This is a genomic window from Bosea sp. ANAM02 (assembly GCF_011764485.1).
In the GTDB taxonomy this organism is placed as follows: domain Bacteria; phylum Pseudomonadota; class Alphaproteobacteria; order Rhizobiales; family Beijerinckiaceae; genus Allobosea.
Map to the genome: position 1 here is coordinate 917,833 of NZ_AP022848.1, position 15,763 is coordinate 933,595.

A 15,763-nucleotide genomic window follows, 5' to 3' on the forward strand; every position below is an offset into this window, starting at 1 on the left:
ACACTGGCGCAGGAAACACGCCGTCATCCGGACAAGCCGCGTCAGCGGCGCCGATCCGGGATGACACGGCAATATTTGTGGCGATGGCGCAGTTCGATCTGATCGACGATACCGAAGAGACGGGGCAGGGCGGCACGGTCGACGTGCTGATCCCGCTCGGGCTCGACCAGGCCTATAGCTATGCCGTGCCGGCCGGGCTCGTGCTCGAGCCCGGCGATGTCGTGCAGGTGCCGCTCGGGCCGCGCGAGACCGTCGGCGTCGTCTGGGATGCCGGGTCCGGGCGCGGCGGCAATCTCAAGAAGGTGACCGGCAAATACGACATGCCGCCGCTCGATCCGGCGCTGCGCAAGCTCGTCGACTGGGTCGCCTGGTATACGCTCGCGCCGAAAGGCTCCGTATTGGCGCTGGCCCTGCGCCGCCAGCCGGACGATACGCCGGAGCGGCCGAAGCTCGGCGTCAGGCTGGCCGGCCCGCCGCCGGGACGGATGACGCCGGCACGGGCGCGGGCCATCGCGGCAGCCGAGGGCGGTTTGCTGATCGGCAAATCCGCACTGGCGGAAGCGGCCTCGGTCAGCGCGGCGGTGATCGATTCTCTCGTCGATGCCGGCACCTTTATCGTCGAGCCCCTACCGCGCGAGGCGATCGCGGCTATGCCCGATCCCGACCATGCCGTGCCGGAACTCTCGGAAGGACAGGGCGAGGTTGCGCAGGCGCTGGTTGCATCCGTGCAGGCGAAGGCCTTCGGCGTCTCGCTGCTCGAAGGCGTCACCGGCTCGGGCAAAACGGAGGTCTATTTCGAGGCGGTCGCCGAGGCGATCCGGTTGGGGCGGCAGAGCCTGATCCTGATGCCGGAGATCGCGCTGACGGCGCAGTTCATCGATCGGTTCGAGGCGCGTTTCGGCGTCAGGCCCGGCCTCTGGCACTCGGCCGTGACCGGCCGCAGGCGCGAGCGTTTGCAGGCGGCGATCGCTTCCGGCGAGGCCAAGGTGGTGGCGGGCGCCCGCTCGGCCTTGTTCCTGCCCTATAGCGATCTCGGCCTCATCGTCGTCGATGAGGAGCATGAAAGCGCCTATAAGCAGGAGGACGGCGTCTCCTATCATGCCCGCGACATGGCGGTGGTGCGGGGCCGGATCGAGAACGCGCCGGTGGTTCTGGCATCGGCGACCCCCTCGCTGGAGACCAGGGTCAATGCCGAGCGCGGGCGCTATGCCCATCTCAAGCTGCCCGAGCGCTTCGGCGGGCGCGAATTGCCCCAGCTCGGCCTCGTCGACCTGCGCCGCGACAAGCCGGAGCGGGGACGCTGGCTCTCGGGCGCGCTGATCAAGGCGGTCGAGGCCAATCTGGAGGCCAGGGAGCAGTCGCTGCTCTTCCTCAACCGGCGCGGCTATGCCCCGCTGACGCTGTGCCGCGATTGCGGCCATCGCTTCCAGTGCCCGAACTGCTCGGCCTGGCTGGTCGATCATCGCTTCCGGCGGGCGCTGGTCTGCCATCATTGCGGCCATGTCGAGCGCCGGCCGCATGAATGCCCGGCCTGTCACCAGCCGGAGAGCCTGATCGCCTGCGGGCCGGGCGTCGAGCGGCTGGCCGAGGAGGTCGCGACGCTTTTTCCACAGGCGCGTTCGATCGTGCTCTCCAGCGATTTTCCAGGCGGCACGGAAAGGCTGAAGACGGAGCTCATGGCCGTGGCCGAGGGCGAATTCGACATCGTCATCGGCACGCAGCTCGTCGCCAAGGGCCATAATTTCCCGGGCATGACGCTGGTCGGCGTGATCGACGCCGATCTCGGCCTGACATCCGGCGATCCGCGCGCGGCGGAGCGGACTTTTCAGGCGCTGCGGCAGGTCACGGGCCGTGCAGGGCGGGGCGAGAAGCCCGGTCGCGCCCTGCTTCAGACGCATGACCCCGAGCATCCCGTGCTGAAAGCCCTGATCTCGGGCGATCCGGAGCGGTTTTATGCCGCAGAGGAGGCCTCGCGGGAGGCGGCGGGCCTGCCGCCCTTCGGGCGCCTCGCGGCGCTGATCGTCTCGGCCAACAGCCAGGCGGAGGCCGAGAGCCATGCCAGGGCGTTGGCGCGCTGCGCGGAAGCCGGCGACGGAATCATGGTGCTGGGGCCGGCGGAGGCGCCGCTTGCGGTGCTGCGCGGGCGCCATCGCATGCGCCTGATCGTCAAGACGGCACGCGAGATCAATCTGCAGGATTACCTGCGCGCCTGGCTGAAACGGGCGCCCCGGCCCAAGGGCTCGGTCAGGGTCGCGGTCGATGTCGATCCGCAAAGCTTCCTTTGAACGGCTGAAAGGCGCGGCAAAATCGCCGCTTATGAAGGGCAATCAGCGATTGCGCGGCCCGGAACCACATGCTAGTGCACCGCCACATTTCGGTCGCGAAGTCGTCTTGCCGGCTTCGCGCCTATGATACTCGCAGCGCCGGAACCATGCACTCCACCTTCGCCTCAGAAGGTCGCCGGTGTGGTTCCTTGAAACGAGAGACGGGAAGCGTGGCTGAAGGCGGATCGCAGGGGACATTGGTGTCGGGCGTAGCTCAGCGCTATGCCACCGCTCTGTTCGAGCTGGCGGAGGAGGCGGGTGCGATCGACACCGTCGCGGCCGCTCTGGATAGCTTCAACGGCCTGCTCGCCGAGAGCGAGGACCTGACCCGCCTGATCGAGAGCCCGGCCTTTACTGCCGAAGAGCAGGTCGCGGCAATCAAGGCCGTGCTCGCCAAGGCCGGCATCACCGGTATCGCCGCCAATTTCATCGGCCTCGTTGCCAGCAAGCGCCGTCTCTTCGCGCTGCCGGGCATGATCGCCGGCTACAAGCGCCTGGTCGCCGAGGCCAAGGGCATCGTCTCCGCCGAGGTGACGGTCGCCGAAGAGCCCACAGCCAAGCGCGTCGACGAGATCCGCGCGGCGCTGAAGGGCGTCGCCGGCAAGGATGTCGACGTCTCGATCAAGATCGATCCGGCCCTGATCGGCGGGCTCATCGTCAAGATGGGCTCCCGCATGGTCGACGCCTCGCTGAAAACCAAACTCAACTCAATTCGTCTTGCCATGAAAGAGGTCGGCTGATGGACATCCGCCCCGCTGAAATCTCCGCCATCCTGAAGGCCCAGATCTCGAATTTCGGGTCGGAAGCTTCGGTCACCGAAGTCGGCCAGGTTCTCTCCGTCGGTGACGGCATCGCCCGCGTCTACGGCCTCGACAAGGTCCAGGCCGGTGAGATGGTCGAGTTCGAGACCGGTGTGCGCGGCATGGCGCTCAATCTCGAGAGCGACAATGTCGGCGTCGTGATCTTCGGTTCCGACCGCGACATCAAGGAAGGCCAGACCGTCAAGCGCACCGGCGCCATCGTCGACGTCCCCGTCGGCAAGGAGCTGCTCGGCCGCGTCGTCGACGCTCTCGGCAACCCGATCGACGGCAAGGGCCCGATCAAGGCCGCCAAGCGCGCCCGCGTCGACGTCAAGGCCCCCGGCATCATCCCGCGCAAGTCGGTGCACGAGCCGATGGCGACCGGCCTCAAGGCCATCGACGCCCTGATCCCGATCGGCCGCGGCCAGCGCGAGCTCATCATCGGCGACCGTCAGACCGGCAAGACCGCCGTCGCGCTCGACACGATCCTGAACCAGAAGTCGCTGAACGGCGCCGACGCTCCCGAGAGCCAGAAGCTCTACTGCGTCTACGTCGCCGTCGGCCAGAAGCGTTCGACCGTCGCCCAGTTCGTGAAGGTCCTCGAAGAGCGCGGCGCTCTGGAGTACTCGATCGTCGTCGCGGCCACCGCTTCGGACGCAGCCCCGATGCAGTTCCTGGCGCCCTTCGCCGGTTGCGCCATGGGCGAGTTCTTCCGCGACAACGGCATGCATGCCGTCATCATCTATGACGATCTGTCCAAGCAGGCCGTCGCCTATCGCCAGATGTCGCTGCTGCTGCGCCGCCCGCCGGGCCGCGAAGCCTATCCGGGCGACGTGTTCTATCTCCATTCCCGCCTGCTCGAGCGCGCGGCGAAGATGGGCGAGGCCGCCGGCCTCGGTTCGCTGACGGCGCTGCCGGTCATCGAGACCCAGGCGAACGACGTGTCCGCCTACATCCCGACCAACGTGATCTCGATCACCGACGGTCAGATCTTCCTGGAGACGGACCTGTTCTACCAGGGCATCCGCCCGGCCGTGAACGTCGGCCTCTCGGTGTCGCGCGTCGGCTCCTCGGCGCAGACCAAGGCCACCAAGAAGGTCGCCGGCAAGATCAAGGGCGAGCTCGCCCAGTATCGCGAGATGGCCGCCTTCGCCCAGTTCGGCTCGGACCTCGACGCGGTCACGCAGCGCCTGCTCAACCGCGGCGCCCGCCTGACCGAACTCCTGAAGCAGCCGCAGTTCTCGCCGCTGAAGATGGAAGAGCAGGTCGTCGTGATCTATGCCGGCGTGAACGGCTATCTCGACGCGCTGCCGGTCACCAAGGTCCGCGCCTTCGAGGACGGTCTGCTCTCGCTGGTCCGCTCGAAGCATGCCGATATGCTGAACGAGATCGGCTCGACCAAGGACCTGTCGGACGCCAACGCCGCCAAGCTCAAGGACATCGTCGCGGGCTTCGCGAAGTCCTTCGCCTGATCTGCAGGCGTCATGGTCGGGCTTGTCCCGGCCATCCACGTCTTCGCCGCGAAGGCGGCGAGCGTGGGAGATGAGACCGAGGTTCAAGACGTAGATGGTCGACACAAGGTCGACCATGACGGGGTGAGAGCGCCACATGCCTTCTTTGAAGGACCTTAGAAACCGCATCGCCTCGGTGAAGGCGACGCAGAAGATCACCAAGGCCATGCAGATGGTCGCGGCTGCCAAGCTGCGCCGGGCGCAGTCGGCCGCCGAGGCCGCGCGCCCCTATGCCGAGCGCATGGAGACGGTGCTGTCGAACCTCGCTTCCGGCGTGTCCGGTTCGAGCGCGCCGCGCCTGATCGCCGGCACGGGCTCGGACAAGGTGCATCTGCTGCTGGTGCTGACCGCCGAGCGCGGCCTGTGCGGCGCCTTCAACTCGTCGATCGCGCGCCTCGCCCGCGACAAGGCGAATGCGCTGAAGGCCGAGGGCAAGACGGTCAAGATCATCTGCGTCGGCAAGAAGGGCTACGACATCCTGCGCCGCCAGTTCGCGGCCGAGATCATCGAGTTCATCGATCTGCGCGAGTTCAAGCAGGTCGGCTTCGTCAATGCCGAGGCGATCGCCCAGAACGTGCTGGCCCGCTTCGCCAATGGCGAGTTCGACGTCGCGACGCTGTTCTTCTCGAAGTTCCGCTCGGTGATCGCCCAGATCCCGACGGCGCAGCGCATCATCCCGGCCGAAATCCCGGAAGGGACGAAGCAGAGCGACGCCGTCTACGATTACGAGCCGGACGAGGGCGAGATCCTGGAAGCGCTGCTGCCGCGCAATCTGACCGTCCAGATCCTGCGCGGTCTGCTGGAGAACGCCGCGTCCGAACAGGGCGCGCGCATGTCGGCGATGGATTCCGCCACGCGTAACGCCGGCGAGATGATCAAGAAGCAGACGCAGCTCTACAACCGCTCGCGCCAGGCGATGATCACGAAGGAACTGATCGAGATCATCTCCGGCGCGGAAGCGCTCTAACCGCCTATACTTCGTCGGTGGCGCGAGCCGCCGGCAGCCGTCATATCCGAATGCGCTAGTCCCGAGGTTCCACCATGGCCAAAGCCGCTACCAAGACCACCAAGGCGAAGACCGCCGAGAAGCCCGCCAACACCGGCACCGGCCGCGTTGCCCAGGTCATCGGCGCCGTCGTCGACGTGCAGTTCGACGGCGCCCTGCCGGAGATCCTGAACGCGCTCGAGACCGACAATCTCGGCAACCGCCTCGTCCTCGAGGTCGCCCAGCATCTCGGCGAGAACACCGTCCGCACCATCGCGATGGACTCGACCGAAGGTCTGGTCCGCGGCCAGTCGGTCACCGACACGGGCGCCCCGATCGCCGTTCCGGTCGGCGAGGAATGCCTCGGCCGCATCATGAACGTCATCGGCGAGCCGGTCGACGAAGCCGGTCCGATCCTGACCACCGCCACCCGCGGCATCCACCAGCCGGCCCCGGCCTATTCGGAACAGTCGACCGAGGCGCAGATCCTCGTCACCGGCATCAAGGTCGTCGACCTGCTGGCTCCTTACGCCAAGGGCGGCAAGATCGGCCTGTTCGGCGGCGCCGGCGTCGGCAAGACCGTGCTGATCATGGAACTGATCAACAACGTCGCGAAGGCCCATGGCGGCTACTCGGTGTTCGCCGGCGTCGGCGAGCGTACCCGTGAAGGCAACGACCTCTATCACGAGATGATCGAGTCGAACGTCAACAAGGACCCGAAGGAGAACAACGGTTCGACCGCCGGTTCCAAGTGCGCCCTCGTCTACGGCCAGATGAACGAGCCCCCGGGCGCCCGCATGCGCGTCGCCCTCTCGGGCCTGACCGTCGCCGAGAACTTCCGCGACCAGGGCCAGGACGTGCTGTTCTTCGTCGACAACATCTTCCGCTTCACGCAGGCGGGCTCGGAAGTGTCGGCGCTGCTCGGCCGCATTCCCTCGGCGGTGGGCTATCAGCCGACGCTCGCCACCGACATGGGCAACCTGCAGGAGCGCATCACCACCACGACCAAGGGCTCGATCACCTCGGTGCAGGCGATCTACGTGCCGGCGGACGACCTGACTGACCCGGCGCCGGCGACCTCGTTCGCTCACCTTGACGCCACGACCGTGCTCTCGCGCTCGATCGCGGAAAAGGGCATCTACCCGGCTGTCGACCCGCTCGACTCGACCTCGCGCATGCTCTCGGCCGACATCGTCGGCGAGGAGCACTACGGCGTCGCCCGCCAGGTCCAGCAGGTCCTCCAGCGCTACAAGGCGCTGCAGGACATCATCGCGATCCTGGGCATGGACGAGCTCTCGGAAGACGACAAGATGACGGTCGCCCGCGCCCGCAAGATCGAGCGCTTCCTGTCGCAGCCGTTCCACGTCGCGGAAGTCTTCACCGGCTCGCCCGGCAAGCTCGTCTCGCTCGAAGACACGATCAAGGGCTTCAAGGGTTTGGTCGAGGGCAAGTACGACCACCTGCCGGAAGCGGCCTTCTACATGGTCGGCTCGATCGAGGAAGCCGTCGAGAAGGCGCAGCGCCTGGCCGCCGAGGCCGCGTAAGCGACCGAACGCGTCATCCCCGGGCTTGCCCGGGGATCTCATGACCAGAAACCGCTGGTTTCCGAGATGGCCGGGTCAAGCCCGGCCATGACGAGCCGGGGAGAATGAAACGATGGCCACCTTCAAGTTCGAACTCGTCTCGCCGGAGCGCATCCTGTTCTCGGGCGACGTCATCAGCGTCATCGTCCCCTCGGTCGAGGGCGAGATGACCGTGCTCGCGGGCCATGCGCCGCTCGTCGCGACGCTGAAGGCCGGCATCGTCTTCGTCCAGACGACGGATCAGAACGGCAAGGAATTCTTCGTCAATGGCGGCCTCGTCGAGGTCAACCAGGCATCGACGACGATCCTGGCCGAGCAGGGCCGCTTCATCGAGGATGTCGACACCGCCGTGCTCGACGCCGAAATCCTGACCGCCGAGACCCGTCTCGCCGGCTCGCATAATGACGACGAGAAGAAGCGCCTGCACGACACGCTGGTGCAGTTGCGCGAATTCAAGCACGTCTTCGAGCAGCGCAAGGCGGCGTGATCAGCCGTTCAGCTTTGGAATGCGAAAGGGCCGCGCGAGCGGCCCTTTTTCATGCGTAGCTGATGAATTCCAGCAGCGATCCGTCGGGATCGCGGAAATAAAGGCTGGTGCCGTGGCCACCCCGGCCGAAGCGCTGCACCGGCCCTAGCTCGATCGCCACCTTTCGCCGTTCGAGATGGCTGATCGCTTCGGCGATCGGCCCCGGCCAGACGAAGCAGAGATCGCTGCCGCCCGGCGGGACCGGTAGGCGCGCGACCGGCGTCCCGTCGACGCCCGGCCCGTGGCAGTTCAGTTGCGCTCGCCCGATGCGATAGGCGAAGCCGTTGCCGATCGCGATAATCTCGGCGCCGATGACGTCGTGGTAGAAGGCGTTGGAGCGTTCCCAGTCCGAGACATGGATCACGCAATGGTCGAGCTCGACGAGGCTCATCTCGATCGTCCTTCTCCGATGATGGGGGAAGCGAAAGCGGCGAAGGCCTGCACCACCTTCTCGTAGACCGGGCGCTTGAACGGCACGATCAGGCCCGGCATGTCCGCAAGGGGGCGCCAGCGCCATTCGCTGAACTCCGGCGGCTCGTCGCCATTGGGCTTGCCGATATCCATCGCGCGTTCGTCGCCACTGAAGCGGAAGGCGACCCAACGCTGGCGCTGGCCGCGGAAGGCGGCGAGCTTGTGCCAGGGGCCGTCATACGGCGGGAAATCGTAGCTCCACCATTCCTCGGTCACGGCGAGCAATGCGGCCTGCGTGACGCCGGTCTCCTCTTCCAGCTCGCGGCGGGCGGCGACGACGATGTCCTCGTCCGGGTCGATGCCGCCTTGCGGCATCTGCCATTCGAAGCCGGGCAGGACGATCTCGGGACCGGCGCTATGCGAGCGGCCAGCAAAGACGAAGCCCTGCGCATTGAACAGGGCGATGCCGACATTGGGACGGTAGGGGAGGCTCATGGCGCGAGCATAGGGCGACGTTGCGCGAAGCGGAACGGGTAGCGGTTCAGTCGTTCGGCTTGGGCACGACGCAGGCGAGCAGCCCGGGGAAGCGCTGCTCGATATCGTCGCGGCGCAGCGCGTTCATCCGGGTCACGCCCTCGTTGCGGGTGCGGATCAGGCCGGCTTCGCGCAGCACGCGGAAATGATGCGAGACGCTCGATTTCGGCCGGTCGCCTTCCAGCGCCTGGCAGCTCTGCTCGCCCTCGACCGCAAGCCGACGGACGACCTCCAGCCGGAAAGGGTCGCTCAAGGCATGGAAGACGTCTTCAAGTGCGATGTCTTCGGAGGCGGGCAGGCGGGCATGACGCATGATCAGGACTCTATCACAGGGTTTTGAACTTGCCAAAATTCGAAAAATATCGAACTATCGAAACATAGAAACTCACTGCGCGGAGCCGCATCATGCCTGGCCTGTTCGATCCCTTCAGCCTGAAGGACGTCACCCTTCGCAACCGCATCGTCGCCTCGCCGATGTGCCAGTACATGGCGCAGGACGGCGTCGCCAATGAATGGCACCGGGCGCATCTCGCCGGGCTGGCGCGCGGCGGCACCGGCCTCGTGGTGATCGAGGCGACCGGCGTCTCGCCGGAAGGCCGGATCACGCCCGGTTGCCTCGGGCTCTGGAATGACGGGCAGGCTGAGGCGCTGGCGCCGATCATCGCCGAGATGCGCAAGGCCGGCGCGGTCACCGGCATCCAGATCGGCCATGCCGGGCGCAAGGCCAGTGCCAACCTGCCCTGGGAAGGCGACGACCATATTCCGGCCAATGACGCGCGCGGCTGGGAGACGATCGCGCCGTCTGCGGTCGCGCATGGCGGCGGGCTGCCGCGCGTGCCGCGCGCGATGACCACGGCCGATATCGAGCGCGTGCGCAACGATTTCGTCGCCGCGGCGGAGCGTGCCCGCGATATCGGGATCGAGTGGCTGAAGCTGCATTTCGCCCATGGCTATCTCGCGCAGAACTTCCTCTCACCGCATGCCAACAAGCGCGACGACGCCTATGGCGGCAGCTTCGAGAACCGCAGCCGCTTCCTGATCGAGACCCTGGCCGCCGTGCGCAAGGTCTGGCCAGAGAACCGCCCGCTCTCGGCCCGGCTCGGCGTGATCGAATATGACGGGCGCGACGAGGAGACGCTCGCCGAGGCGATCGAACTGGTGAAGCGGTTGAAGGACGAGGGGCTCGATTTCATCGATGTCAGCGTCGGCTTCTCGACCAATGAAGCGAAGATTCCGTGGGGGCCGGCCTTCCTGGCGCCGGTCGCCGAGCGCGTGCGCCGCGAGACCGGACTGCCAGCCTCGACGAGCTGGTATATCAGCAAGCCCGAGCAGGCCGATGCGTTGGTGCGCGAGGGCAAGGTCGACCTGGTTACGCTGGGCCGGCCGCTGCTCGCCGAGCCGCACTGGCCCTATGCGGCGGCGCAGGCGCTCGGCGTCGCGAATCCGGCCTGGGCGACCCTGCCGCCGCCCTATGCGCATTGGCTGGCCCGGTATCGCGCTGCCTGAGGCGCTCTGTCCGAGGCAGATACCATGTGAGGAGGGGCCTTTGGGCCCCTCCTTCGTTTGCAGGAGGGAGTTGAGCCGCTCCGTTGCCAGAATGATGCCGGCCTTTGCCTGATCCGAAGAGGCAAGGATCGGCCGCGGTCGGAAATCGCAATGGAACTTCCGTCATGTTGACGGCATTTCAACATCTTATGATGTCAGGAAGAGCGGAGGCACGGATATGCCGTGCTCCAGCCGTCCAGACACCCGGAGGCCCGTCATGCCGATCGCTTCGCCCTCCCGTTCCTCGATGCTGAGCCGGCGCCGGTTCGGTCAGCTCGCGATGATGGGGATGGCGGTTGCCGGCTTCACGGGGATCCATGCCGCTCGCGCTCAGGGCAGCACGGCGATCCGCTTCGCGCTGGATCGGCGCTTCGATGCGCTGGCGGCGCCGTTCCTGGCGGCACAGGACAAGGGTTATTTCGGCGCCGAGGGGCTCGATGTCGTGATCGAGCCGGGCAATGGCGCGCGCGCCATGCTCCAGCGGCTGGCATCGGGTGCGCAGGATGCCGGCTTCGGCGATATCAATGCGCTGATCCGGTTCCGCGACGAGAACCCGAATGCCGATCTCAAGGCGGTGATGATCGTCCATGACCGGCCGGGCTATGCCCTGATCGGCCGCAAGAGCCGGGGGATCACCACCGCGCCGACGAGCCTCGAAGGCCGCAAGCTCGGCACGGCCAGCATCGATGCCAGCTTCGCGCAATGGCCGCTCTTCAAGAGCCTCAACAAGATCGACGACAGCAAGATCCGGATCGAGACCATCGGCCTGCCGGTGCGCGAGCCGATGCTGGCCTCGGGCGAGATCGATGCGCTCTTCGCCTTCGGCGCTTCGACCGCCGTCTCCTTGCGGGCGCGCGGCGTGCCGGCCGACGATATCGTGCTGATGGACATGGCCGAGCATGGCCTCCTGCTCTACGGCAGCGCGGTGATCGTCTCCGGCAAGCTGATCGCGAGCAAGCCGGATGCGGTGCGCGGGCTCGTGCGCGCCGTGATGCGCGGCATCCGCGATGTCGCCGTCAATCCGGGCGCCGGGGCGCAGTTCGTGCTGCGCCGCAACGAAAGCGCCCAGATCGAGGTTGAGCGCGACAAGCTTGCTGCCGTGATCGAGCGCAATGTGCTGACGCCCTATGTCCGGGCTCACGGGCTGGGTGGTATCGACCGCGAGCGCTGGGCGCAGGCGCTGGGCCAGCTCGCCCAGGCGAGCGCGTTCCGCGACAAGGGGCGGGCGGGCGACGCCTTTACCGACGCTTATCTGCCGCCGGCATCCGAACGCATGTTCTGAGCGCATCGTTACGCTGGGAGATGATACGCAAGACGTGGGTGACAGGGGGGAACGGCCTGCCTATCGTGCCGCGCCTCCCACCGGACATCCATTTTGATCCTGCCAGACCTGCCCGATTACGCCGCGCTGCGCGAGAGCTTCCGCTGGCGTATTCCCGATCGCTACAACATCGCCGTAGACGTCTGCGACCGCTGGGCTGCTACCGCGCCCGACCGTCCGGCGATCATCGAGGTCTCCACGGACTGGCAGGTGAGCCCGGTCAGCTTCGGCTGGCTGCGCGAGCATTCCAACCGCCTCGCGAACGCCCTGCGCGCACGCGGTGTCGGCCGGGGCGACCGTATTGCGATCCTGCTGCCGCAGGGGCGGGCGGTGCTGACCGCGCATCTCGCCGCCTACAAGCTCGGCGCCATCGCCGTGCCATTGGCCGCCCTGTTCGGCGTCGATGCGCTGGCCTATCGGCTGACCGACTCAGGCGCGAAGGTCGTGGTGACCAATGCCGGCGGGCTGGCGAAGCTTGGCCAGATCACGCAACCGCTGCCGGAGCTTGCCTTGCGCATCTCGACCGACGGTGCCGATGGCACGGTCGAAGGCTGGGATGCGCTGCTGGCCGAAGGCAGCCCCGATTTCACCCCGGTCGAGACCACGCCCGACGATCCCGCGCTGATGATCTACACCTCGGGGACGACGGGCAATCCGAAGGGCGCACTGCATGGCCATCGCGTCCTGCCTGGCCATCTGCCGGGCGTGCAGATGCCGCATGAATTCATGCCGCGGCCGGGCGATCTCGCCTGGACGCCGGCCGACTGGGCCTGGGCCGGCGGGCTGCTCAACATGCTGCTGCCGGCGCTGCATTTCGGCGTCGCGGTGGTGGCGCGGCCGGTGACGCGCTTCGAGCCTGAGGAGGCCTATCGGCTGATCCAGGATCTCGGCATCCGCAACGCCTTCGTGCCGCCGACGGCGCTCAGGATGATGCGCGGCGCCGGCAGCCCGCAGGGGCGCTGGAATCTCAACCTACGCACGGTCGCTGCGGCCGGCGAGGCGCTCGGCGCCGAGACCTTGGAATGGGGGCGCGAGGCGCTCGGCCTCACGATCAACGAGGCCTATGGCCAGACCGAATGCAATCTTGTGCTGGCATCGAGCGCGGCGATCGGCGTCAGCCGCCCCGGCACCATCGGCAAGGCGGTGCCCGGCCATGAGGTCGCGATCATCCGGCCGGACGGCACGGCCTGCGCGACCGGCGAGGAGGGGCAGATCGCGGTGCGTCGGCCCGACCCGGTGATGTTCCTGGAATACTGGCGCAATCCGGAGGCGACGGCGGCCAAGTTCGTGGGCGACTGGATGACGACCGGCGACGAAGGCGTCGCGGACGAGGAGGGCTATGTCCGCTTCATCGGCCGCGACGACGACGTCATCACCTCCTCGGGTTATCGCATCGGACCCGGCGAGATCGAGGATTGCCTGCTGCGCCATCCGGCCGTGGCGCTGGCGGCTGCCGTCGGCAAGCCCGACCCGCTGCGCACCGAGATCGTCAAGGCCTTCGTGGTGCTGAAACCGGGTCATGGCGGCTCGAAGGCCCTGGTCTCGGAGCTGCAGAGCTTCGTGCGGGCGCGGCTCTCCGCCCATGAATATCCGCGCGAGATCGCCTTCCGCGATGAGCTGCCGCTGACGACGACCGGCAAGATCATCCGTCGACTGCTGCGGGCCGAGGCCTGAACAGCGCGCGGGCCATGCGCTCGCGCATTCGGATGGCGAGGTCGGCCGGCCGGCGCGGGCGTTGTCGTGGATGCCGGGTCAGGGCGATCGTGCCGAAGGCCTCGTCGCGGGCGCCGAAGAGCGGCAGGCCACCGGGCAGGAGGATCTGCCGCGCGGGCTGCGCCTTGCGCATCATCGCAAGCAGCATCGGCAAGGGCTCCAGCTCGGCATAGGTCTCGTCGCCGACGCCGTGATAAAGCCAGCAGGACGCGCCCTTGCCGAGCGTGAGCGCGGCGGCGATCGGCCTCTCGTCCAGCACCAGCACGGCGATGCGGCAGAGTCTCTGCCGGCCGAGCTCGCGGCTCATGCTGCGCAGGAAGCCGACCTCGCGGGTGTTCTGCAGTGTCGCCCTGCCGGCTCGGCCGCGCGAGCCGGAGGCCTCGATCGCGAGCAGGATCTCGACGGCGTCGCGCCGGTCGGCCTGGTTCGTGGCCTCGGCGAGGATGAGGCGGCCCCTGTCCCGCAGGGTTTCGTCGGAGGAGGCGATGCGGGTGGTGGGCGGCAGTTCGAGCCTGCGCCCGACGAGGGGCTGCCAGCCGATCGCCACGCCATGGCGCTCCGCGACGCGCGCGAGCGTCGCGGCGAAGGCGCCGGCGGGGTCGATGCCAGGCAGGGCGAACGTTGCGACGGCATGGCTGCGACCGCGCCAGCCGCGCAGGAAGGCGGCGAGGGCAGGGGCGGCGAAGGTACCGTCGATCAGCGGCGTACCGTTGAGCAGGCGCGGATCGGCGAAGCCTTCGAGCGTATCGGCTGCCAGGAGATGCCGGCGCGTCCGGCAGGGGACGAGACCGACGAGGCGGCGGCGTTCCGAGCCCGGATTGCCCTGCCAGAGCAGCATGACCTCAGTATCGCGGAAGGAGACGAGATGCTGCGCGGCGGCGAGCGCGAAGCCCGGCTCGAGGCAGGGATTGGCTTCGAGCGCGCGGCCGGCGAGATCGGCCCATTCGTCCCGGATGGCCTCGCAGGCGCCGAGCGCCCGCAATTCGCTGTAGATCGCCGCGTCGGGATGGGGCGGAGGCAGGTTCGGCAGGGCCGTCGCCGTGCTGCCGTCGGTCGCCGCCAGAGCTCTGATCGTGCCCATCTGCCCGTACCCTTCCTGGATCGTTCCGGCGCATGGCTGTGCCGGAATGGCAAGGCGCGCGGGCGCGCCTTGCGGCTTGCAGGATCGGGTTCAAGAAACGGGCCGGGGGACGCATCCGGAAGTTGAGCCCTCATCCTCAGGAGCCGCGCAAGCGGCGTCTCGAAGGATGTTCCAGATACCCCGGGAGCCTCTTGAAGCATCCTTCGAGACGCGATCCTTGCGGATCGCTCCTCAGGATGAGGGCTCGCGGGATATCTCAGGCAGGCTCTCAGGCGGTCTGCGGCTGCGCGGCGGCCTGTCCGAGGAAGGCCGACCAGAGCTTGCGGACCGTGTCCTCCTCGATATCCCTGACGATCAGGACGAGGCGGGAGCGATGGTCCGCATCCGGCCAGGCGTCGAGCTGGAGCGGCGGATGCAGGATCTGCTGGACGGCGTGGACGAGGAGCGGCCGGCCGGGCTCTCCGGCGATGTCCACCAGCCCCTTCAGGCGCAGCAGGCGCGGGCCGTGGATCGAGCGCAGCAGGGTCCAGAACAGGTCGAAGGTGGTGCGGGCGACCGGCTGGTCGGCGGTCAGGACGAAGGCGCGGATCGAGGCGTCATGGCGGTTGACGTCATGCGGGTCATGACCATGGGCGTGGTCGTGCCCGTGATGGTGGTGGTGATGGTCGTGATCATGGTGGTGGTGCCCGGGCAGCGCGTCCTCGGCCAGCCAGTGCCGCAGGGCGTGGGGCTGCTTCGCGAGATCGTAAAGGCCGGCGCCGATCAGGTCGTTGGCGGGCGCGTCCGGCGGCAGGATGGCGATGCCGGGATTGAGGCCGTCGAGGCGCTGCCGCAGGGAGGCGACGGCGTCCGGTGTGGCCAGCTCGGCCTTGGTCAGGACGAGCCGGTCGGCGGCGACGACCTGCCGGCGGGCCTCCTCATGGGCGTCGAGCGTCGCCATGCCGTTGACGGCGTCGACCAGCGTGACGACGCCGTCGAGCCGGAAGCGCATGGCGAGATAGGGGTGGTTGATCAGGACGTTGAGGATCGGGGCGGGATCGGCGAGGCCGGTGGTTTCGATCACCAGGCGCGAAAAGGGCGCGATGCGGCCATTGTCGCGGCCACGCAGCAGATCCTCCAGCGTGACGATGAGGTCGTCGCGGATGGTGCAGCAGAGGCAGCCGGATTCGAGGAGGATCATGTTCTCCTCGACCCCCTCGATCATCAGGTGGTCGAGGCCGATCTCGCCGAACTCGTTGACGAGTACGAGCGTGCCGGTGAGCGCCGGGTCCTTCAGCAGGCGGTTCAGCAAGGTGGTCTTGCCGGCGCCGAGGAAGCCGGTGAGCAGCGTGAGCGGGACGGGGAGGGGGCGGGCAGGGTCGCCGGTCATGGGTCGTTGAGCCTCTAGGACATCGGATCAATCCGATGTCCTATCAATGGGATCGGTCAT

14 protein-coding genes are annotated in these 15,763 nt (G+C 67.6%); 9 read left to right on the forward strand and 5 right to left on the reverse strand.

The features are described from left to right. The first annotated feature begins 83 nt into the window (after positions 1–83). The 6 genes from OCUBac02_RS04395 to OCUBac02_RS04420 all read left to right on the forward strand — a co-directional run bounded on the left by OCUBac02_RS04395 (position 84) and on the right by OCUBac02_RS04420 (position 7,690). The gene (locus tag OCUBac02_RS04395; protein WP_173043668.1) at positions 84–2,285 is read left to right on the forward strand and encodes a primosomal protein N'; all 2,202 of its coding nucleotides are present in this window, start codon (positions 84–86) and stop codon (positions 2,283–2,285) included. A 209-nt stretch (positions 2,286–2,494) separates the two neighbouring features. Next, positions 2,495–3,064 carry a F0F1 ATP synthase subunit delta gene (locus tag OCUBac02_RS04400; protein WP_047581174.1) on the forward strand — a complete coding sequence of 190 codons (570 nt, stop codon included), beginning with the start codon at positions 2,495–2,497 and terminating at the stop codon, positions 3,062–3,064. Continuing rightward, entirely contained in the window at positions 3,064–4,596 is a 1,533-nt protein-coding gene (gene atpA / locus OCUBac02_RS04405; protein ID WP_047581173.1) for a F0F1 ATP synthase subunit alpha, read from the forward strand. The genes OCUBac02_RS04400 and atpA overlap by 1 nt, the downstream gene beginning before the upstream one ends. A 136-nt stretch (positions 4,597–4,732) precedes the next feature. Further along, positions 4,733–5,602: a F0F1 ATP synthase subunit gamma gene (locus OCUBac02_RS04410; protein WP_173043670.1), complete on the forward strand. Its 870-nt coding sequence runs from the start codon at positions 4,733–4,735 to the stop codon at positions 5,600–5,602. A gap of 74 nt (positions 5,603–5,676) precedes the next feature. Beyond that, positions 5,677–7,164 (forward strand): F0F1 ATP synthase subunit beta, encoded by a 1,488-nt coding sequence (atpD, locus tag OCUBac02_RS04415; RefSeq protein ID WP_082009939.1) that lies wholly within the window; start codon positions 5,677–5,679, stop codon positions 7,162–7,164. Positions 7,165–7,276: 112 nt separating this feature from the next. Continuing rightward, the gene (locus OCUBac02_RS04420) at positions 7,277–7,690 is read left to right on the forward strand and encodes a F0F1 ATP synthase subunit epsilon (protein WP_047581169.1); all 414 of its coding nucleotides are present in this window, start codon (positions 7,277–7,279) and stop codon (positions 7,688–7,690) included. A gap of 49 nt (positions 7,691–7,739) precedes the next feature. On the opposite strand, the gene OCUBac02_RS04425 is transcribed toward OCUBac02_RS04420, so the two are convergent. Genes OCUBac02_RS04425 through OCUBac02_RS04435 form a run of 3 tightly spaced genes read right to left on the reverse strand, consistent with a single transcriptional unit; the run spans position 7,740 to position 8,987 of the window. Beyond that, entirely contained in the window at positions 7,740–8,120 is a 381-nt protein-coding gene (locus tag OCUBac02_RS04425) for a VOC family protein (RefSeq protein ID WP_173043671.1), read from the reverse strand. Beyond that, a complete protein-coding gene (locus OCUBac02_RS04430) occupies positions 8,117–8,635 on the reverse strand; it encodes an RNA pyrophosphohydrolase (protein ID WP_173043673.1) in 519 nt (172 codons plus the stop codon). Before OCUBac02_RS04430 ends, OCUBac02_RS04425 begins: the two co-directional genes overlap by 4 nt. A gap of 46 nt (positions 8,636–8,681) precedes the next feature. Then, positions 8,682–8,987, reverse strand: coding sequence for an ArsR/SmtB family transcription factor (locus tag OCUBac02_RS04435; RefSeq protein WP_047581166.1), 306 nt, complete (start codon positions 8,985–8,987; stop codon positions 8,682–8,684). A gap of 92 nt (positions 8,988–9,079) precedes the next feature. Here OCUBac02_RS04435 and OCUBac02_RS04440 point away from each other — a divergent pair, with 92 nt between their 5' ends. From OCUBac02_RS04440 to OCUBac02_RS04450, 3 genes are all read left to right on the forward strand, one after another. After that, the gene (locus OCUBac02_RS04440) at positions 9,080–10,180 is read left to right on the forward strand and encodes an NADH:flavin oxidoreductase/NADH oxidase (RefSeq protein WP_173043675.1); all 1,101 of its coding nucleotides are present in this window, start codon (positions 9,080–9,082) and stop codon (positions 10,178–10,180) included. Between the two features lie 256 nt (positions 10,181–10,436). Then, entirely contained in the window at positions 10,437–11,501 is a 1,065-nt protein-coding gene (locus tag OCUBac02_RS04445) for an ABC transporter substrate-binding protein (protein ID WP_173043677.1), read from the forward strand. 96 nt (positions 11,502–11,597) lie between these two features. Further along, complete coding sequence (locus tag OCUBac02_RS04450; protein ID WP_173049335.1) at positions 11,598–13,214, forward strand: AMP-binding protein; 1,617 nt, start codon at positions 11,598–11,600, stop codon at positions 13,212–13,214. Here OCUBac02_RS04450 and OCUBac02_RS04455 read toward each other — a convergent pair. Both OCUBac02_RS04455 and OCUBac02_RS04460 read right to left on the reverse strand, forming a co-directional pair. After that, positions 13,183–14,334: a GNAT family N-acetyltransferase gene (locus OCUBac02_RS04455; protein WP_173043679.1), complete on the reverse strand. Its 1,152-nt coding sequence runs from the start codon at positions 14,332–14,334 to the stop codon at positions 13,183–13,185. The two genes, OCUBac02_RS04450 and OCUBac02_RS04455, sit on opposite strands and share 32 nt — an antisense overlap. A 268-nt stretch (positions 14,335–14,602) precedes the next feature. Beyond that, positions 14,603–15,703, reverse strand: a complete 1,101-nt coding sequence (locus OCUBac02_RS04460; protein ID WP_173043681.1) for a CobW family GTP-binding protein — start codon at positions 15,701–15,703, stop codon at positions 14,603–14,605. Positions 15,704–15,763 lie beyond the last annotated feature (60 nt).